The sequence below is a fragment of the Pedobacter sp. AJM genome (genome assembly GCF_002197755.1).
Classification (GTDB): Bacteria; Bacteroidota; Bacteroidia; order Sphingobacteriales; family Sphingobacteriaceae; genus Pedobacter.
Window position 1 is genome coordinate 152,758 of the sequence record NZ_NHOT01000007.1, and the last position, 19,347, is coordinate 172,104.

The following is a 19,347-nucleotide window of genomic DNA, read 5'->3' on the forward strand; positions in this document are numbered from 1 at the left end:
ATAGCAGCAAGACTATAATAAAATGGATGCTTTATTCATTGGATGGAATCACGTGGAGCGCGGATCATTGGCCAGGCAAAGGCATATAATTTAATCATGCAAACCAAACAAACCTTAAAATGTTGAACTCAACTAATCAACCCCTTAGCAAACTCAATATATTCTCATTGAAAGGCGTTCAGATGAAAACCTTTCACATTACCTGGCTTACCTTTTTCTTTTGCTTTTTCGCCTGGTTCGGGATGGCCCCGCTTATGAAAATGGCCAGAGAACAATTAAACCTGACTAAAGACCAGGTAGGGAATATCCAGATTGCATCGGTATCCGCTACCATACTTGCCCGTCTGATGATCGGCAGGATCATTGATAAATTCGGTCCTAAGCGCATTTATACCTGGTTACTCGTGTTATGTGCCATCCCGGTCATCTTCATTGGCACCAGTCAGTCTTATCTGTCTTTTCTTATTTTCCGTCTGGCCATCGGCGTAATTGGCGCCTCATTTGTCATTACACAATTTCACACCTCTATTATGTTTGCGCCAAACATTAAAGGAACGGCCAATGCTACGGCAGGTGGTTTTGGAAATGCCGGCGGAGGTGCGGCCAACTTCTTCATGCCACTTATTGCATCAGGGCTTAGTGCCATCGGGCTTTGTACCTCGGCTGACAGCTGGCGCTATGCCATGATTTTTCCGGGCATCATGCTGCTCTTGTGTGCATTCCTTTATCATAGATATACCGAAGACAGTCCGGCGGGGGACTTTAAAAACCTTGATATGGGCAAGAAAAATAAGGAAAACACTTTTTTGCTTGCCGCCAAAGATTACCGTACCTGGATTTTAACCATTGCCTATGCGGCCTGCTTCGGTGTAGAAATTACAGTTGATAATTTTGCGCCCATTTTTTTTACCGATTCATTCGGTGCCACCATAGCAGTCGCCGGAATGGTGGCAGGTATTTTTGGCTGGATAAATATATTCGCCAGACCTGTGGGTGGCATCCTTGCTGATAAAATTGGCAAAACCTGGGGATTTGATGGAAAGACACTGTTATTGGCTTCCTTACTTTTGATAGAAGGCATTGGCTTAATCTGGTTTGCAAAATCCGGAAATATCGGCATGGCTATTTTAATGATGTTTGTTTTCGGCCTGAGTTTAAAAATGGCTAATGGAGCCACCTATAGCCTGGTTCCTTTTATTAATCCTAAAGCCGTGGGAAGCGTAGCCGGCATTGTAGGTGCCGGAGGAAACATTGGTGCCATGCTCATTGCCTTTATGTTTAAAGCAAAAGCCAATCATTTGTCTAAAAACCTGACCGGAGATCATGTCCTACATAAAGATTTAATTGATTACACCAGTGCTTTTACACTACTGGGTTATATCATTCTGACCATAGGCATTGCAGTATTCATTTTCAGAACTGTTATGGCACAAAAACAGCGAAATATCAATGAGCTTGTTTTTAATCCTTCAAAATAATTCATTTACCATCTCAACCATCCTTTGGAACCAGGAAAACATATATCAAATACCACTACCTGCTGCTACTGCGGCGTGGGCTGTGGTATTGTTGTACATAAAGATGCTCAGGATAACCTCACAGTTGCGGGTGATGAAACACATCCGGTTAACCGCGGCATGTTATGTAGTAAAGGGATGAATCTGCATTATACGGTTAATGATAAAAGCGACCGCTTGCTTTATCCGCAGATGCGCTACAATAAAAACATGCCTTTACAGCGGGTAAGCTGGGACACTGCACTTGAACGAACCGCGGCTGTTTTTAAGGCTTTAATAGAAAAACATGGTCCGGACAGTGTGGCATTTTATGCCAGCGGACAATGTTTAACGGAAGAATATTATGTGGTCAATAAACTGATTAAAGGTTTTATCGGTAGCAATAATATCGATACCAACAGCCGCTTATGTATGAGCAGTGCGGTTGTTGGTTATAAAATGAGTTTGGGAGAAGACAGTGTGCCGATCAGTTATGATGATATTGAACTGGCAGATTGCATTTTCGTAGCCGGAGCTAACCCCGCCTGGTGCCATCCCATTTTATGGCGGAGGGTAGAAGCTGCTAAAGCGAAAAACCCAAAGCTTAAAATCATTGTCAGCGACCCAAGAAAGACTCAAACCTGTGCACTGGCTGATGTATATTTACAAATAAACCCAGGAACCGACATTACGTTACATCATGCACTGGCAAATTGCTTAATTACTGATGGCAAAACCAATCCTGATTTTATCCGGCAGCACACCAATGGCTTTGCCGCCTATCGTGAAAATGTATTGCGTACGTCCATCGCCGATGCAGCTATAATTTGCGGAATCACAGAAAGCGATATTCGGACGGCTGCTTCGCTTATTGGCCATGCCAAAGGCTTCCTCACCATGTGGACGATGGGCCTGAACCAAAGCGTGGTGGGTACCCATAAAAACCTTTCGCTCATTAACCTTAACCTCATTACCGGACACATCGGAAAACCCGGCAGCGGTCCGTTTTCACTAACCGGGCAGCCCAATGCTATGGGTGGCAGGGAAGTTGGCGGACTCAGTAATTTGCTGCCGGCACACCGCAACCTGGCTGACGAAAAAGACCGGAATGAAGTGGAAACTTTCTGGAATATTCCGTTAGGCAGTATTAATCCAAAACCGGGGCTTACGGCTACGGAAATGTTTGATGAACTAAATACGGGCAAACTCAAAGCCATCTGGATTTTATGTACCAATCCACTGATTAGTTTGCCTGATGTGAAAATGGCTGAAGCCGGACTTAAAAATGCCCGCTTTGTAGTGGTTCAGGACATCAGTAATAAAATTGAAACGTTAAAGTATGCTGATGTGGTTCTGCCTGCCGCCGCCTGGGCGGAAAAAGAAGGTACCATGACCAATGCAGGCCGTTACATTTCTCATTTAAATCAAATGGTTGATGCACCTGGAGAAGCTTTGCCTGATGCTGAAATCATTTGCCGCTTCGCAAAAAAAATGGGTTATGCCGGCTTTGATTTCCAAAACCCTTCAGCCATTTACCTTGAACATGCGGCACTTACCGCCGGAACCAGCATTGATATCAGTGGATTGGATTATGAGATCCTTCAAAAGCAGAGGGCCGTTCAATGGCCATATCCAAAAAACAATACTTCGGGCACCTCCAGGCTATTCACCGACTATAAATTTCATACGCCTGATGAACGGGCAAACATTCTTTCCTTTTCAGATAAAAACCAGTCTGAACCTTTAAGCCCTGAACATCCGCTGATCCTCACTACGGGAAGAATTAGGGATCAATGGCACACCCGGAGCAAAACCGGTAAAGTAACGAAGCTGAACCAGCACCTTGGTGAAACTTTTTTAGAAATTCATCCGGCAGATGCCGCTAAGCGAAAAATTAAAGACCAGGATCTGGTAGTAGTGACCAGCTTACGCGGCGAGGTACGGGTGAAAGCCAAATACAATGAGGACATTAAACCAGGCGTGGTGTTCATGCCCATGCACTGGGGCATCATCAACCATTATGACCATCACCGGGTCAATAACCTCACCAATAACCTGGTTGATCCCATCAGTAAGGAACCTGATTTTAAATACAGCGCCGTTGAAGTCAAATTGTATCAGAAGCCCAGACAAAAAATCATCGTAGTGGGCGCTGGTGCGGGTGCCTGTGGTTTTGTAAAAAGCTACCGGACCTTAAATATGGATGATGATATTGAAATTTTCAGCAAGGAAGACTTTCCATTTTACAACAGGGTACTCCTCCCCGATTACATTACAGGCACTTTGCCCTGGCATAACCTCATCAAAATGAGTGATGATGAAGAAAATCATTACCACATTAAACTACACCGCGGTATAGAAATCCGCCACCTTTCAACCGCAGCAAAAACCGTTACCGATAGCCGGGGCATTATTCACCAATATGACATTTTAATACTGGCCACGGGCAGCAGACCTTTCGTACTGAAAGATATGCCCCACATGAGAGGGATATTTACCATGAGGAGCAGAACAGATGCCGATCAGTTTAAAGCACACCTGGCGAACACCAATAAGGAGGTTGTTATTGTGGGCGGAGGTTTACTGGGTATTGAACTGGCGACCTCTCTTAAGGAAACAGGTGCGCAGGTAACCATTATACAAAGAATTTCGCGCTTAATGGGCCGCCAGCTGGATATGATGGGCAGCCAGCTGCTTCACGAAGAAATTTTGAGCAAAGGCATTGATATCATTTATAATGATGAGGTAGACCGCTTTTTAGGAGAAAAGGAAATAGCAGGCATTCGATTAAAAAGCGGACGTATGATTGCCTGCCAGTCGCTGGTTATTGCCATTGGTACCGTTCCGAATATAGAACTGATCAAACAAGCCGGTATTGATTGTAAACGGGGCGTGGTGGTGGATGAATATTTAAGAACGAATGCAAAAGACGTCTTCGCCATTGGCGAAATTGCAGAATTTGAAGATCAGCTTTATGGCATCACTGCCGCTGCCGAACAGCAAGCCGAAGTAGTGGCCAGGTTTCTCTGTGGCGACATCGGCAAGTATTACACCGGAAGTTTACTGATGAACATCCTGAAGATGCACAGTCTGGCGCTTTGCTCACTTGGGCTGGCAGAAATTCCGAATAATGGAAAGGGTTATGAAGAAATTATTTTTGTAGACAAGGCGAAACGCTATTATAAAAAGTGCATTGTACACCAGGATAAACTGGTAGGTGCCATCCTCATTGGCGATAAAAGTGAGTTCCTCGAATTCAGGAATTTAATTGAAACCAAAATGGAGCTAAGTGAAAAAAGGCTTCAGTTGCTGCGAAGCGGAAAAATGGCTGAGCCGCTTATTGGTAAAACCATTTGCAGCTGCAATAATGTGGGTGAAGGTAATTTAATCAATAAAATAAAAGAAGGATGCAAAGATCATTTGCAGCTCTGCCAGCTAACCGGTGCAGGTATGGGTTGTGGCAGCTGCAGGCCAGAGGTCAAAAACATCCTTGATGCTTTCATCAATATCCCAAAGGAAGCCAAACCATTAATTCCTGTTGAACAAGATTAATCAAAGTAAAATGAGCAGAAAAACCACCAGTCCTTCAGAATTCATTAACATAAAGGGCATCGAATATTTCCGTTTTGAAGAAGATTTTATGGAAGATAACATCCGTTGCATCCCTATGGTTGTCCGTTTTAAAATGGATGCCTGCGGGATTAAGTTAAAGTTAAGCGAATGGAGTAAATTTAACGCAACTGAACGGGTAAAACTGGCTTTAATGTCTATTGATAACGCCGAAGTGACCGAACGCTACCATCAATACCTGATTGCCCTGATTACCAAATACACGGACAATACAGCTACAAAGCTGGCAATAGACCCTGCACCCGCCTGGGCCAATGTGCAGCAGATTCCGGAAATGTTACTGGAAAAATCAGCAGAAATTGAACTGAACCTTTCACTGGAACAATGGAAAAAACTAACTGATATCCAGCGGTTTGCCTTACTAAAACTCTGCAGACCCGGCCATGAAAATAAAAACTTCCCTAAGGCTGCTGTAGAATTTGGATTATTAAACTAACAGTATGCAGCCACTCACCGTTATTATTAATTTTCCCGGCGGGATTATTTCACCCGGAAACCTGTATAACATCCTCGTGGCGGCCACAAGGGCAAAAATCCAATATGTAAGGTTTGGACTAAGGCAACAGCTCTACCTGGATACCATCAGCTATAACGCAGCAACATTTACTGGTGAACTCAGCCGCCTCGCCATTGATTATGAAATTGACCAGAGCCAATATCCCAATATCGTAAGCTCCTACCCTGGTGAAGAAATTTTTATCCGGAACTCCTGGCTTACCGAAGGGGTTTACCAGGATGTGCTGGCTGCTATAGATTTTAAACCCAGCTTAAAGGTAAACATCTGCGATCATAGCCAGAGTTTCACGCCCATGCTCACCGGCAATATCAACTGGATCGCTTCTGCAGCGGCCGAACATTACTGGCACCTCATTATCCGCTTCCCTAAAACCAATGTAGTTTATGAGTGGGATCAGCTATGTTACACCAACAGCATTTCCAGATTAACCAGGCAAATTGAAGCCCTGATTACTTCACAGCCTGCAGATTTTATCGATAATATACAAGCCAGCGGAGCGGAACTTTTCAGCCTGATGCAAACCGATGATTACATCTTAAAAAAAGCCACACAACCGGTCTCCACTGTACCATTTAACCTGCCCTATTATGAAGGTCTTAACCGCTACAATAACAAATACTGGCTTGGCATTTACCGGCGGGATGAATTGTTTAAAGTGGCTTTCTTAAAAAAACTCTGCCTGTTATGTACAGATACGAAAGTGGGACAAATTTGCTGCACCTCATGGAAAAGCATCGTTATCAAAGGTATTGCTGAACAAGATAAAATCCGCTGGAACAATTTGCTGGAAGAATTTAACATCAACATGCGCCATGCAGCCAATGAACTGAATTTTCAGGTAGAAGATAACTGTATGGAAGGCCTGCAGCTAAAAAACTACCTGGTGAAATACCTCAGCATAGATGATATCCGTACTTTCGGGATTTGCGTTGGTATTAAAACCAGGAAAAAAAGTGAAATATTCAGCAGCATTCTAATTCGCAAACGTTACCTCGTCCATTTTATGGGCATCAAACTATTCCCCGTTTACGACATCCTCAGGGCAAAAGATTTTAATCCGAATGAACGTACAGAAGAAATTTTTAGCAGTGGCAACCTGAAAGCCATGCTGCCCGAGCAGTTGAGAAGGGTTATTATGAAGTTTTATACTTTCAGAAAGGAAACCAGCCAGTATAAAAAAGCTGTTTCGCCCACAGCTAAAGTAAATACTCCTTTATTGCAAGAAGAAAACCTTTATCAATGCAGCCGGTGTTTTACCATTTACAACGAAGCCATTGGCGAAATGGAATCAAACATCCCGCCACATACGGCCTTTCAGCAACTTGGAGAAAGCTATTGTTGCCCGGTATGTGAAGGTACGAAAGATGAGTTTATCAAAATCAGCCATTCCGCCCTTGCTTATACTCCATCATAAGTATTGAAATTTTTAAAAGCCCCTGTTTTACCTTCAGGGATGATGAGTTCGCAAACCTTCAGCAAACTTAGAACATGTTTCATGCTGTGCCTGGTTAACCTGCCCCCCTTTAGTTCAAGCATAACTTTGGCTAAACTTCCGGCTTTATAAATGGCACAAAGTGGCTCCGGGTTTCCGGCATGGCTAAAAACAAAAGCTTCCTTAGCGGGTAATTTATTTTCTGCGCCCAGTAATTGTGTTAACAGGCTGGTTTCCATTAGGGGTAAATCGCAGGCCAGCACCAATAGGTCAGCCAACGGGTGTTTCGCATGTGACGATAAAAGTGCCAGCACCGGGCCGGCTATATCCAATGATGGATCATCAAAAATGAATTGCTCTTCTTTAAAGAATGGAAGGTAATTTTCGCGCTGACTTTCATTAACCGATATTGCCACTGGAATACCCAGGCCTTTCAGCTTCTGGAAAGCATGTGTAGCCCAGTTGCCATTCCCCATAGGAATCAGCCCCTTATCGGTTCCCATCCTGGTGCTTTTTCCCCCGCAGCAAACGATGCCTAACATTTATTTCGAAGCAAGTTCAATTAATCCGGCTTCGTTCATAATGCCCAGGGCTTTCCCGTTTACTTTAATCAGCTGTTCTGCCAGTAATTCATTCATGGTGCGGAATACCGTTTCGTAAGTGGCACCTGTAAAGGCTGCCAGATCCTGCCGGCTTAGCTCCAATGAGAGATAGCCATCCTGGTCTAAACCAAATTGTGCTTTCAGCTCCAGCAAGGCCACAGCCAAGCGTCCTTTAACTGACATTAAAGCCAGGTTTCTCATTTTTTTCTCTGAAGCATGTAACTCATCTGCATAAAACATCAGCATCTGGTAAGAAAATTCATGATTAACCTTCAGCGTGGTTTTAAAAAATTCAATATCCACAACACAAAAATGCGTAGTTTCTAAAGCCGTGGCAGAAATGGGGTAAGCATCTATTTTTGAGGTAATGCCCCGGTGCCCAAAAATGGCACCACGGTTTGCGAAACGCAAAATCAGTTCTTTATCACCCCACTTTTTATGGATTTTCACATTACCGGAGGTAACAAAATATACCCCTTTAACTGGTTCACCCTCACTAAAAATCGATTCGCCTCTTTTGGCAATAAAGTTTTTTCTGTGGTGCGCAATGGCAGGTTGCCATTCAGGTAATGCCAGCTGGCACATCATACAGGTATTAAGGTCGCAAGCACTATCCTTCTTCATAATTTCAACGTATAGGGTAAAAGTAATCAATCATCATTGATTTTAATTATAAAATATGATGTAGCAGAAGTCCTGTGGGTATCTTTCCTTAAAAAGAAAAGAACGATGTGACTCCTATTTTCAAAAAACTCATTCTTCAAATTCAACCTCCTTTAGCTTGTTGAATAAAACTAAATTCCATTTTACTTGATACAAGTCCTAAAGAATAGAAATAAAACAGGGAAGTACCTTCATCGCGAAATGACTGTATTCTACATAGATAATGTTTTAGCCTAACAAATCAGATCGCTTAAATTATATCTCTATCAGCTAAGGCTTACTACAGATTTGATACATACAAAATGTAATTAAACCCTTTAATCAACGTTTTTATACATACATCCACTTTATGATACCGAATGAAATTCTTGCCCCTTATTTTGACAATTTTATTTTCTCAGATCGCCTCCGCTCAAAAATCATTTGTGTTTCCTAAAGTAAAACTGCAAGGTTCTGCTGTTGAACAACTTCAACTGAAAAACTGGACGGTTATTGAAACAGCTCAGGGCGATTTAAATAACGACCAGGCAGCAGATCTGGCATTGGTTTTTGAATCAAACCAAACCATTGAGGAAACACGAACCTATGGCGATAACAATTCCGAAATTATTAAAGAAACACAGAAACCACGTATTTTAGCCATTTATTTTAAAGATAAAACAACGGGTAATTATCATTTATCAACCCAGAATAACGATTTTATCCTAAGATCTGAAGAAGGCGGAAAACTTGGAGATCCACTACAACAGGTAGAGATTAAAGATCAGCAGCTATTTTTAAGATTCAGAGGGGGTAGTGAGTGGCGATGGGAATTGGGTTACACTTTTAAATTCCAGCAAAAGGATTGGTTTCTTACCAGTGCAATTAACCTTTATTTTAACCAGAATACTGGAGATATGACAGAGCGGATTTACGATTTCAATAGCCGCCAGCTCTTTACTACCATAGGCAATCTGCATCAGCGCGACATCGCCAATCAAAAAACCAGTGAGGTACTATTTTTCAGTCAGCTGAGAACATTCAAAACTTTTAAAAAGCCATGGGCATGGGAAATCATGCCCAATGTTTATTTATGAAATAAGCTTTATAAATTAAATCTGCTGTGCTATGACAAAGCCACTGGCCCAAGCCCATTGAAAATTATATCCCCCAAGCCAGCCTGTCACATCTAAACATTCACCACCAAAAAAGAGATTTGGAATTTTTTTACATTCCAGCGTTTTAGAAGATATCTCATTCGTATCAATTCCCCCACGCATTACTTCTGCCTTATCATAACCTTTATCTCCTGCCGGCTTTACTTTAAAACGATGTATTGTTTGATCTATTAGCTCCATTTCCATTTTGGTTAAGGCAGCAACAGGTTTATTTAGTGGCAAAAACTTCCCTAAGGCATCCGTCAGCTTTTTGGTGTAAAAACGGTTCAGCAAAGTAGAAACTAAAGTTCGGCCATTGAGTTTACGCGCCTCATCTAACAATTGAAGGATATTTTCTGCGGGAAGAAGATTTAAATTCACCACCTCACCTTTGCGCCAGAAGGAAGAAATCTGCAAAACCGCCGGACCGCTCAATCCCCAGTGTGTAAAAAGAATATTTTCTTCAAAAGATATCGCTTCATTACTCACTTCGCAAAAAACCGAATTGCCGGAAAGCTGTGAAAACCATTCCTCATCTTTTCCTGTGATGGTTAAAGGAACCAAAGCCGGGGCAGTTTCTACAATGTTTAACTGATGTTTCCTCGCAAAACGCAAGGCAAAATCAGTGGCACCCATTTTCGGAATTGGTAAGCCTCCGGTGGCAATCACTAATTTTTCCGCACGCAGTGAGATTATTTTTCCGTGTTTCTCGTAGGTTACTTTAAATTCATCTGGCAAAACTTCAATTTCCTTCACATCAGCTTTGGTTCTGATTTCCTGTCCAAAATCGGCACAGACCGAGGTAAACACATCCACCACATCCTTGGCGTTTTTATCATCAGGAAACAATTGCCCCAGCGTTTTTTCTTTTCCCTGAATACCATAAGTCTCGAAAAAACCAATAGTATCATCAACTGTCCATTGATTAAAGGCAGATTTGATAAAATGAGTATTTGCAGAAATAAACTGCTCATCTGAAGCAAACAGATTGGTATAATTACAGCGCCCGCCACCGGAGATTAAAATTTTAGCACCGGGTTTTTCATTCTTTTCCAGTACGATGACCTTTTTACCGAGATAGCCTGCCTGTACTGCGCACATTAATCCACAGGCACCTGCACCAATAATAATCGCATCTGCATCCATCATTAAACCTAAATTGTTACTTTTGTACAAAATTAGCATAATTTTCAACCCTTCATGGCAAAACAGATCAGCGAATTAAAATTAGGTATTTTAGGTGGTGGACAACTCGGCAGGATGCTGATTCAGCAGGCGATTAACTATAATGTAACCAGTTTGGTTTTGGATCCGGATCCGGATGCGCCCTGCAAGCACCTGGCAAACTATTTTGAAAATGGTTCCATTACAGATTTTGACACCGTTTACAATTTTGGAAAAAAGGCTGACATCATCACTATCGAAATAGAAAAAGTTAATATTGAAGCTTTAGAACAACTGGAAAAAGAAGGCAAGCAAGTGTTTCCCCAATCGAGGGTAATCCGTTTGATTCAGGATAAAGGTGTACAAAAACAGTTTTTTAAGGAAAATGATATTCCAACCTCTCCTTTTCAGATTGTGAATACCAGAGAAGATCTTGAAAACAGCCAGATTCCTTTTCCATATATTTTAAAATTGCGCAAAGACGGGTATGATGGTAAAGGCGTAATGAGAATAAACAGTGCAGATGATTTGAAAAATGCCTTTGATGCCCCCTGCATTATTGAAAAACTGGTCGATTTTGAAAAGGAAGTTGCAGTTATTGTAGCCAGAAATGCAAAAGGCGACATGAAAACCTTTCCAATGGTAGAGATGGAATTTAATCCTGAAGCGAACCTGGTTGAGTTTCTGATCTCCCCTTCTACTTATGCTGAAAGTCTACAGCAGAAAGCCGAAAACATTGCTAAAAACATCGCATCAGCCATGAACATTACCGGAATTTTAGCGGTAGAAATGTTCGTTTCCAGCGATGGAGAAATCCTGGTAAACGAGGTTGCCCCGCGACCACACAATAGCGGTCACCATACCATAGAGGGCAATTATGTTTCTCAGTTTGAGCAGCACTTAAGGTCTATCTATAATTTGCCTTTGGGCGATACCACCAGCATTACCAATGCCGTAATGATTAACCTGTTGGGCGAAAAAGGTTCAGAAGGCGTTGCCAAATACGAAAACTTGGAAAAAATAATGGCTATTGACGGTGTTTTTGTTCACCTCTATGGAAAAAAATATACCAAAGCTTTTCGTAAGATGGGACACGTAACCATTGTTGACATCGACAGGGATAAGGCCATTGAAAAAGCAAGATATGTACAAAAGACTCTTAAAGTAATTGCTTAAATAAATAAAGAGCAAGGAACAAAGATTAAAGAGCAAAGACTAAGGATTAAGGACAATAAGCGATAAAATAAATATCATGAGTGCAAAAGTAGGAATAATCATGGGCAGCAAATCAGACTTACCTGTTATGCAGGATGCCGCTGATGTGTTAAAGGAATTTGGGATTGATTATGAAATCACCATAGTATCTGCGCATAGAACACCTGAACGCATGTTTCATTATGCGAAGGATGCCCATGCCAGAGGTTTAAAAGTAATCATCGCCGGAGCTGGCGGTGCAGCTCATTTACCCGGAATGGTGGCTTCTATTACCACATTGCCTGTAATTGGCGTTCCGGTAAAATCTTCCAACTCCATTGATGGCTGGGACAGTATTTTATCTATCCTGCAAATGCCTAATGGCATTCCGGTAGCCACAGTTGCACTTAATGCCGCGAAGAATGCCGGCTTACTGTCTGTTCAGATTTTAGCTACGGCAGATGAATCTTTAACCTTAAAAATGCAGGCCTACAAAGATGAGTTGAAAAGAAAAGTGGAAGAAAGCGCTGAAAGCATGTAATCCCCTATTTCCATTTCATGAACGCTCAAACTGAAGTACTCAATGCTAAAAACCATTATCAGATTCTGGATGGTTTACGTGGTGTAGCCGCTTTTTTTGTGGTGATGTTTCATATTATGGAAGCATTTGCGATGGGCAACCGTTTCGAACAGCTGTTAAACCATGGTTATCTGGCCGTTGATTTTTTCTTCCTGTTATCTGGTTTTGTAATTGCTTATGCTTATGATGACCGTTGGGAAAAATTAACAAAATGGGCGTTCATTAAACGGAGACTGATCAGGTTACAGCCCATGGTCATCATCGGGACGATTATTGGTGCCGTTTTATTTTATCAGGGCGCAGGAGCAACATTCCCACCCATTGCGCAAACGCCTGTCTGGCAGCTGATATTAACTATGTTAGTTGGTTTTACTGTAATCCCCGTATTACCTTCTATGGATATCAGGGGCTGGCAGGAAATGCATCCATTAAATGGTCCGGCATGGTCCTTATTTTTCGAATACATTGGTAATATTTTATATGCCCTACTGGTAAGAAAATTTTCTAAAACCGCATTATCCATTCTGGTTTTATTGGCTGCCTGTTTATTAATTTACCACACCGTATTGGGGAAGCAGGGCGATGTAATTGGCGGCTGGTCTGTGAATACTGAACAACTTACCATAGGTTTTACCCGGTTATTATTTCCTTTTTTTGCAGGTGTGCTGTTATGCAGGTTTGGGAAACTCATTCATATAAAAGGTGGATTTTGGATCTGTGCCGTTTTATTGCTTACGGTATTATCCTTTCCGAGGTTGGGTGGACAAGAAAAGCTTTGGATGAATGGATTATATGAATCAGTTGTAATTATTTTTATTTTCCCACTGATTGTTTCTATTGGTGCCGGAAGCCATATCGCTGGAAAAACCAGCCAGAAAATATGTAAATTTCTGGGCGATATCTCCTACCCGCTTTACATCACCCATTATCCACTTATTTACGTTTACACGGCCTGGGTGATTGACCATAAAATTCCAGTGGAAAGAGGACTTCCAATGGGCTTATTATTATTTGCAGGAAGTATTGGTATTGCCTATTTAAGTTTGAAATATTACGATGAACCCGTTCGAAACTGGTTGCAGAAGAAATTCCTGAAAAAATTTAGAGCCTAATTTAAACTCGGATCAATCGGAAAATTGCTTACATGTGCATATTTGGGTCCGAGATTTACAATTACATCCCGCCAGAGTTTTTCATCATCATTACCAAAAATAAGATTGAGATCAGATACTTCGCTTACCATCCAGGCATTTTGTTGCAATTCTCTGTCCAGCTGCCCGTTATCCCAACCAGAATAACCCATAAAAAACTTAACCTCATGCTCATCGATGGCATTGGTATTGATTAAAACTTTAAGCGTTTCAAAATTACCGCCCCAATACAAGCCATTGCCAATGGGCTCCCCGCTTTGTAGTTTATCATAAGCCCTATGGATAAAATGCAGGGTATCAGCAGCAACAGGTCCGCCGAAATAAATATGATTTTGAGCTTCCCATAGATCCTGCATCACATCTTTCAAAATAACATTCGCCACCTGATTTAAAATATAACCCACAGAACCGTCGTTGCCATGCTCAGACAATAATACCACAGACCGCTTAAAATTAGGATCAGACATAAAGGGTTCAGAGATCAATAAACGACCTGTTTTTGGTTTTATATTGTTAAGCATGATGATAATCATTTGTAGCACCATAAAAGATGCCTATTTTTGTTTTATGCAAGTTACTAATGAATATCTACAAAACCTGCGCCAAGAATATAAAAGCGCCACGTTAGATGAGTCTGACGTAGATAAAAATCCTATTACACAATTTAAAAAATGGTTTGACCATGCAGTTGAAGCGCAAATTTATGAGCCGAATGTGATGACCCTGGCTACTGCTGATAAATCAGGAAGACCAGATGCCCGTATTGTGCTATTAAAGGGAGTGGATGATGATGGATTTCGCTTTTACACCAATTACTTAAGTGCAAAAGGTAAAGAATTAAAAAGAAATCCTTATGCCGCACTGGTATTCTTCTGGCCAGAGCTGGAAAGACAAGTAAGAGTGGAAGGAACGGTAGAAAAGCTGGATAAGGAAACTTCAGAAGCTTATTTTAATACCCGTCCGGTAGCAAGCCAGATTGGCGCCATTGCATCACCCCAAAGCCAGGTGATTCCAGACAGATCTTTTTTAGAGGAAAAATTTGAGGATTTAAAAGCCAAAAGTGAAGATAAAGCCATTGTAAAACCAGCACATTGGGGTGGTTATATCGTTAAACCTACTCGCATCGAATTCTGGCAAGGCAGAAGAAGTCGCCTGCACGACCGCGTGAATTTTGAATGGATTAAAAATGAATGGGTTAGAAACCGATTGGCACCATAATAATCTATCTAAAATACAATGGAGATCTCCCATCCGGCAAGATCTCTATCTTTAATTCAAATCATAAGCTATAATTTCAAAGGAAGTGTATATATGAACAAAACAGCCAAAACGATTAAAAACATCTCAGTAATCGGGTCTGGAACGATGGGAAATGGTATTGCACATTTGTTTGCACAGTTTGATTACCAGGTTAGCCTGATCGATATCAATGCATCTGCACTTGAACAGGCCATAAGAACCATTGATAAAAATCTGGACAGACAAGTGAGTAAAGGATTATTAATTCCTGCACAGAAAACAAGTGCCCTCCAAAACATCAAAACCTTTACATCCATCAGTGAAGGCGTGGCTCATGCAGATTTAATTGTGGAAGCGGCAACTGAAAATGTGGATCTGAAATTAAAAATATTCAAGGATCTTGATCTTTATGCGCCTGCCGGTGCCATTTTAGCATCCAACACTTCATCCATTTCCATTACACAAATCGCGTCGGTTACACATCGCGGAGCACAGGTTATTGGAATGCATTTTATGAATCCGGTTCCGGTGATGAAACTGGTAGAGGTAATCAGGGGTTATCAAACCAGTGATGAAACCACCGAAACCATCATGTCGCTTTCCGAAAAGCTTGAAAAAGTTCCTGTTGAAGTAAACGATTACCCCGGTTTTGTGGCTAACCGGATTTTAATGCCCATGATTAATGAAGCCATCTATACTTTATATGAAGGAGTTGCTGGCGTTTATGAAATTGATACCGTTATGAAAATGGGTATGGCTCATCCCATGGGCCCGCTTCAACTGGCTGATTTTATCGGGCTTGATGTTTGTCTGGCCATCCTGAAAGTACTACATGAGGGATTTGGAAATCCTAAATATGCACCATGCCCGTTACTCATTAATATGGTTGCTGCTGGCAAAAAAGGTGTAAAATCAGGTGAGGGATTTTATAAATATCATGCCGGTTCAAAAGATTTAGTTGTTGCTGACAAATTCATTAAATCCTAATTTTTTTAGTATTTTATTTTATATTTGCAATATGAACGAAAATCTTGATCCGGATCCAAGCCAGCTTTCACCTGCAGATCGTGACATTGAAAGGGTACTGAGGCCACAGGCATTTGAAGATTTTACGGGCCAGGAAAAGGTGATGGAAAATCTGCGCATTTTCGTTCAGGCAGCCAAACTACGTGGTGAAGCACTCGATCACGTATTGCTGCACGGCCCGCCGGGTTTGGGTAAAACCACACTTTCTTATATTATTGCCAATGAAATGGGCGCCGGAATTAAGGTTACCTCAGGCCCGGTATTGGATAAACCGGGAGATTTAGCCGGACTTTTAACCGGCCTGGATGAAGGCGATATCCTTTTTATTGATGAAATCCATCGCTTATCACCTTTGGTAGAAGAATACCTATATTCTGCGATGGAAGATTTTAAGATTGACATCATGCTGGAAACCGGCCCAAATGCCCGTTCTGTTCAGATCTCGCTTAATCCTTTTACATTAGTTGGTGCCACCACCCGATCTGGTTTGCTTACTGCACCGCTTCGGGCAAGATTTGGAATCAACTGCCGTTTGGCTTACTATGATGCCAAATTACTAACCACCATTGTTCTTCGTTCGTCAGATATTTTAAATACCCCCATCAGTGATGAAGGTGCTTTTGAAATTGCTCGCCGAAGCCGGGGTACGCCGCGTATTGCCAATGCCCTGTTGCGCCGAACCCGTGATTTCGCACAAATTAAAGGTACAGGCAGCATCGATCCTGAAATTGCCAACTATGCCTTAAATGCACTAAATGTGGATGAACATGGCTTGGATGAAATGGATAATAAAATACTGACTACTATTATCGATAAATTTAAGGGCGGCCCGGTGGGTTTAAAAACCATTGCCACGGCTGTTGGAGAAGATGAAGGTACCATTGAGGAAGTTTATGAACCTTTCCTGATCCAGGAGGGATTTATCATGCGTACTTCACGTGGAAGAGAAGTAACAGAAGCTGCCTACAAACACTTGAAAAAGAATTATCCGGCACAAACCGGGAAATTATTCTAACCTCATCATATACACTATAGCTGCATGTTAATAATAATGATGCTATGCAGAATAATTTCCCGCTGATCAGTAAGGATTATTTATCCCTGATTGAAGGTATTATTTAAGATCTGCGTTTATCTTCAAAAATCTGCGGGAGAATATAAATGGTGATGGTTCCCGCTGATTAATAGGGATTCTCGCTGATTGAAATTTTTAATACCCAAATATCATTTAATGTCTGCGTTTATCTTCAAAATCTGCGGGAGAATATAAATGTGGATGGTTCCCGCCGATTAATAGGGATTCTCGCTGATTGAAATTTTTAATACCCAAATATCATTTAATGTCTTCGTTTATCTTCAAAAATCTGCGGGAGAATATAAATGGTGATGGTTCCCGCTGATTAATAGGGATTCTCGCTGATTGAAATTGTTAATGCCCAAACATCACTTAAGATCTGCGTTTATCTTCGAAAATCTGCGGGAGAATATGAAAATACTGTCACTCAAAAGGTCTCGCAAATCAATTAACCATCAGTAAAATATCCTGAAAAGGATATGAGCTACATTTTTGAATCTGTTTTAATATTATAATTATTGTTTAACCAAACATTTAGTGCTTCCATCCGTTCAGTTAGGGTAAAACCAGCAAATTATGAATATTGAATTACGTAAGCTAACGCTAGAAGATTACGCCGACTTAAAAGAATCCATGTTGCAGGCCTATGATAGTATGGGCGGGTCTATATGGCCAAAAACCAGTATCGCCAAACTCCTGAATATCTTTCCTGAAGGACAAATCTGTATCGCCGTTGATAATAAGGTGGTAGCCTGTTCACTTTCCATTATTGTAGAGTATGATGAATATGGCGACCGGCATACATACAAACTTATTACAGGTGATTATTCTTTTACAACACATGATCCAAATGGTGATACGCTTTATGGTATCGAAATTTTTGTTCATCCTGATTTTCGCGGATTAAGACTTGGAAGAAGACTATACGAAGCCAGAAAGGAACTTTGCGAGAGTTTAAATTTAAAAAGTATCATTGCCGGCGGAAGAATCCCCGGATACCATACCTATGCCCAGACGTTGACACCAAGGCAATACATTGATAAAGTAAAGGCGAAAGAAATTTATGATCCAACCTTAACGTTTCAGATTTCCAATGATTTCCACGTGAGAAAGGTTTTAAAGAATTACCTGCCCGGGGATAAAGAATCAAAGGAGTTTGCCACCTTAATTGAATGGAACAACATCTATTATCAGGGGGTAGATGCCTCTGCCCGTTCGGCCATGACGATCAGGCTTGGTTTGGTTCAGTGGGAAATGCGTTTGTTTCCGGATATGGACGTATTTTATGAGCAGGTAGAGTTTTTTGTGGATGCCTTGAGCGGATATAAAGCTGATTTCATCATGTTCCCCGAATTGTTTAATACCCCGCTCCTTCAACCTTATAACCACCTTCCGGAAATTGAAGCCATGCGTAAGCTGGCCGAAAAAACACAGGAAATTGTTGACAGAATGCATGAATATGCCTTAAGTTATAATGTCAACATTATTACAGGTAGTATGCCTTTACTGGAAAATGGCAAACTATACAACGCCACCTATTTATGCCACCGTACAGGTAAAATAGATGAGTATCGGAAAATACACATCACCCCAAATGAGCAGAAATATTATGGAATGATCGGCGGAGATAAAGTACAGGTTTTTGATACTGATTGTGGTAAAATCGGAATTTTGATTTGCTATGATGTGGAGTTTCCTGAACTGAGCAGAATTTATGCGGATCAGGGGATGCAAATCCTCTTTGTACCATTTTTAACCGACACACAAAATGGTTATACCAGGGTAAGGCATTGCGCACAGGCCAGGGCCATAGAGAACGAATGTTATGTAGCCATTGCAGGTTGTGTAGGGAATTTACCGAAAGTAAATAACATGGATATACAATTTGCGCAATCAGCTGTTTTTACACCATCTGATTTTGCTTTTCCAACCAATGCAGTAAAGGCTGAAGCTACACCCAATACAGAAATGGTACTGGTAGTTGACGTGGACTTACATTTACTGGATGAGTTACACCATTATGGAACGGTTAAAGTCCTTAAAGACAGAAGAACAGACTTATACCAAACCAAATTATTAAAATAATTTTTTTTGCAGGTTCACGTTCTGCTTTAATCTGAACCTAAAAAAACATCATAAAAAATGCCGGTTGCATCAACAACCGGCATTCAATTTAATCTAAAGCTACTTATTTTCTTAAAGCAAACCATACGATCAATCCGATAATTACAGCAATCGGTAGGATCCATTTTAAAACAGAACCTGCGCCATTCTCATCTTTTTCCGTCACAGCTGGCTTTGCTGGTCCGGGATCTTCTTTATGATTTTCATAATCTTTCTCAATCGGTTTAGGAGCTTCTCCTGATTCCGTATGTTGTGGATCTATATTTTCCATATTTAGTTTATTGAGTAAACCCCTTAAATCTTCATTTCTGATTCATT

At 41.2% G+C, this 19,347-nt stretch carries 17 protein-coding genes; 12 read left to right on the forward strand and 5 right to left on the reverse strand.

Going from position 1 to position 19,347, the window contains the following annotated elements:
- The first annotated feature begins 182 nt into the window (after positions 1 to 182).
- The 4 genes from CBW18_RS15130 to CBW18_RS15145 are packed head-to-tail and all read left to right on the forward strand — an operon-like array spanning position 183 to position 7,057.
- Positions 183 to 1,478: an MFS transporter gene (locus tag CBW18_RS15130; RefSeq protein WP_253249053.1), complete on the forward strand. Its 1,296-nt coding sequence runs from the start codon at positions 183 to 185 to the stop codon at positions 1,476 to 1,478.
- Between the two features lie 24 nt (positions 1,479 to 1,502).
- Complete coding sequence (locus CBW18_RS15135; RefSeq protein ID WP_216359248.1) at positions 1,503 to 5,048, forward strand: nitrate reductase; 3,546 nt, start codon at positions 1,503 to 1,505, stop codon at positions 5,046 to 5,048.
- Between the two features lie 10 nt (positions 5,049 to 5,058).
- A complete protein-coding gene (locus CBW18_RS15140) occupies positions 5,059 to 5,562 on the forward strand; it encodes a nitrate reductase associated protein (protein ID WP_088302157.1) in 504 nt (167 codons plus the stop codon).
- A gap of 4 nt (positions 5,563 to 5,566) precedes the next feature.
- A complete protein-coding gene (locus CBW18_RS15145) occupies positions 5,567 to 7,057 on the forward strand; it encodes a rubredoxin (RefSeq protein WP_088302158.1) in 1,491 nt (496 codons plus the stop codon).
- Here the strand turns inward: CBW18_RS15145 and CBW18_RS15150 are convergent.
- On the reverse strand, positions 7,042 to 7,617 hold the full coding sequence (locus CBW18_RS15150) for a molybdenum cofactor guanylyltransferase (protein WP_088302159.1): 576 nt from the start codon (positions 7,615 to 7,617) through the stop codon (positions 7,042 to 7,044). The genes CBW18_RS15145 and CBW18_RS15150 overlap by 16 nt on opposite strands.
- The gene (locus tag CBW18_RS15155; protein WP_088302160.1) at positions 7,618 to 8,301 is read right to left on the reverse strand and encodes a Crp/Fnr family transcriptional regulator; all 684 of its coding nucleotides are present in this window, start codon (positions 8,299 to 8,301) and stop codon (positions 7,618 to 7,620) included.
- Between the two features lie 419 nt (positions 8,302 to 8,720).
- On the opposite strand from CBW18_RS15155, the gene CBW18_RS15160 reads away from it, so the two are divergent.
- The gene (locus CBW18_RS15160) at positions 8,721 to 9,416 is read left to right on the forward strand and encodes a hypothetical protein (protein WP_172406544.1); all 696 of its coding nucleotides are present in this window, start codon (positions 8,721 to 8,723) and stop codon (positions 9,414 to 9,416) included.
- A gap of 15 nt (positions 9,417 to 9,431) precedes the next feature.
- On the opposite strand, the gene CBW18_RS15165 is transcribed toward CBW18_RS15160, so the two are convergent.
- A complete protein-coding gene (locus tag CBW18_RS15165) occupies positions 9,432 to 10,661 on the reverse strand; it encodes an NAD(P)/FAD-dependent oxidoreductase (RefSeq protein ID WP_253249054.1) in 1,230 nt (409 codons plus the stop codon).
- A gap of 15 nt (positions 10,662 to 10,676) precedes the next feature.
- On the opposite strand from CBW18_RS15165, the gene CBW18_RS15170 reads away from it, so the two are divergent.
- From CBW18_RS15170 to CBW18_RS15180, 3 genes are all read left to right on the forward strand, one after another.
- The gene (locus tag CBW18_RS15170) at positions 10,677 to 11,816 is read left to right on the forward strand and encodes a 5-(carboxyamino)imidazole ribonucleotide synthase (protein WP_088302162.1); all 1,140 of its coding nucleotides are present in this window, start codon (positions 10,677 to 10,679) and stop codon (positions 11,814 to 11,816) included.
- A gap of 76 nt (positions 11,817 to 11,892) precedes the next feature.
- A complete protein-coding gene (purE, locus tag CBW18_RS15175) occupies positions 11,893 to 12,375 on the forward strand; it encodes a 5-(carboxyamino)imidazole ribonucleotide mutase (RefSeq protein WP_088302163.1) in 483 nt (160 codons plus the stop codon).
- Positions 12,376 to 12,392: 17 nt separating this feature from the next.
- The gene (locus CBW18_RS15180) at positions 12,393 to 13,526 is read left to right on the forward strand and encodes an acyltransferase (protein ID WP_088302164.1); all 1,134 of its coding nucleotides are present in this window, start codon (positions 12,393 to 12,395) and stop codon (positions 13,524 to 13,526) included.
- Here the strand turns inward: CBW18_RS15180 and CBW18_RS15185 are convergent.
- On the reverse strand, positions 13,523 to 14,086 hold the full coding sequence (locus CBW18_RS15185) for a YqgE/AlgH family protein (RefSeq protein ID WP_088302181.1): 564 nt from the start codon (positions 14,084 to 14,086) through the stop codon (positions 13,523 to 13,525). The two genes, CBW18_RS15180 and CBW18_RS15185, sit on opposite strands and share 4 nt — an antisense overlap.
- A gap of 46 nt (positions 14,087 to 14,132) precedes the next feature.
- On the opposite strand from CBW18_RS15185, the gene pdxH reads away from it, so the two are divergent.
- From pdxH to CBW18_RS15205, 4 genes are all read left to right on the forward strand, one after another.
- Complete coding sequence (pdxH, locus tag CBW18_RS15190) at positions 14,133 to 14,783, forward strand: pyridoxamine 5'-phosphate oxidase (RefSeq protein WP_088302182.1); 651 nt, start codon at positions 14,133 to 14,135, stop codon at positions 14,781 to 14,783.
- Positions 14,784 to 14,876: 93 nt separating this feature from the next.
- Positions 14,877 to 15,791: a 3-hydroxyacyl-CoA dehydrogenase family protein gene (locus tag CBW18_RS15195; protein ID WP_253249055.1), complete on the forward strand. Its 915-nt coding sequence runs from the start codon at positions 14,877 to 14,879 to the stop codon at positions 15,789 to 15,791.
- Between the two features lie 31 nt (positions 15,792 to 15,822).
- Positions 15,823 to 16,845 (forward strand): Holliday junction branch migration DNA helicase RuvB, encoded by a 1,023-nt coding sequence (gene ruvB, locus CBW18_RS15200; RefSeq protein WP_088302165.1) that lies wholly within the window; start codon positions 15,823 to 15,825, stop codon positions 16,843 to 16,845.
- A gap of 636 nt (positions 16,846 to 17,481) precedes the next feature.
- Complete coding sequence (locus CBW18_RS15205) at positions 17,482 to 18,990, forward strand: carbon-nitrogen hydrolase family protein (RefSeq protein WP_088302166.1); 1,509 nt, start codon at positions 17,482 to 17,484, stop codon at positions 18,988 to 18,990.
- Between the two features lie 103 nt (positions 18,991 to 19,093).
- On the opposite strand, the gene CBW18_RS15210 is transcribed toward CBW18_RS15205, so the two are convergent.
- The gene (locus tag CBW18_RS15210; protein WP_088302167.1) at positions 19,094 to 19,300 is read right to left on the reverse strand and encodes a hypothetical protein; all 207 of its coding nucleotides are present in this window, start codon (positions 19,298 to 19,300) and stop codon (positions 19,094 to 19,096) included.
- Positions 19,301 to 19,347: the final 47 nt, after the last annotated feature.

What these genes read in the sequence shown, in the direction of transcription:
- CBW18_RS15130 (WP_253249053.1), top strand. Translation starts at nt 183, where the DNA reads ATGAAAACCTTTCACATTACCTGGCTTACCTTTTTCTTTTGCTTTTTC.
- CBW18_RS15140 (WP_088302157.1), top strand. Translation starts at nt 5,059, where the DNA reads ATGAGCAGAAAAACCACCAGTCCTTCAGAATTCATTAACATAAAGGGC.
- CBW18_RS15145 (WP_088302158.1), top strand. Translation starts at nt 5,567, where the DNA reads ATGCAGCCACTCACCGTTATTATTAATTTTCCCGGCGGGATTATTTCA.
- CBW18_RS15150 (WP_088302159.1), bottom strand. Translation starts at nt 7,617, where the DNA reads ATGTTAGGCATCGTTTGCTGCGGGGGAAAAAGCACCAGGATGGGAACC.
- CBW18_RS15155 (WP_088302160.1), bottom strand. Translation starts at nt 8,301, where the DNA reads ATGAAGAAGGATAGTGCTTGCGACCTTAATACCTGTATGATGTGCCAG.
- CBW18_RS15165 (WP_253249054.1), bottom strand. Translation starts at nt 10,661, where the DNA reads ATGCTAATTTTGTACAAAAGTAACAATTTAGGTTTAATGATGGATGCA.
- CBW18_RS15170 (WP_088302162.1), top strand. Translation starts at nt 10,677, where the DNA reads ATGGCAAAACAGATCAGCGAATTAAAATTAGGTATTTTAGGTGGTGGA.
- purE (WP_088302163.1), top strand. Translation starts at nt 11,893, where the DNA reads ATGAGTGCAAAAGTAGGAATAATCATGGGCAGCAAATCAGACTTACCT.
- CBW18_RS15180 (WP_088302164.1), top strand. Translation starts at nt 12,393, where the DNA reads ATGAACGCTCAAACTGAAGTACTCAATGCTAAAAACCATTATCAGATT.
- CBW18_RS15185 (WP_088302181.1), bottom strand. Translation starts at nt 14,086, where the DNA reads ATGCTTAACAATATAAAACCAAAAACAGGTCGTTTATTGATCTCTGAA.
- pdxH (WP_088302182.1), top strand. Translation starts at nt 14,133, where the DNA reads ATGCAAGTTACTAATGAATATCTACAAAACCTGCGCCAAGAATATAAA.
- CBW18_RS15195 (WP_253249055.1), top strand. Translation starts at nt 14,877, where the DNA reads ATGAACAAAACAGCCAAAACGATTAAAAACATCTCAGTAATCGGGTCT.
- ruvB (WP_088302165.1), top strand. Translation starts at nt 15,823, where the DNA reads ATGAACGAAAATCTTGATCCGGATCCAAGCCAGCTTTCACCTGCAGAT.
- CBW18_RS15205 (WP_088302166.1), top strand. Translation starts at nt 17,482, where the DNA reads ATGAATATTGAATTACGTAAGCTAACGCTAGAAGATTACGCCGACTTA.
- CBW18_RS15210 (WP_088302167.1), bottom strand. Translation starts at nt 19,300, where the DNA reads ATGGAAAATATAGATCCACAACATACGGAATCAGGAGAAGCTCCTAAA.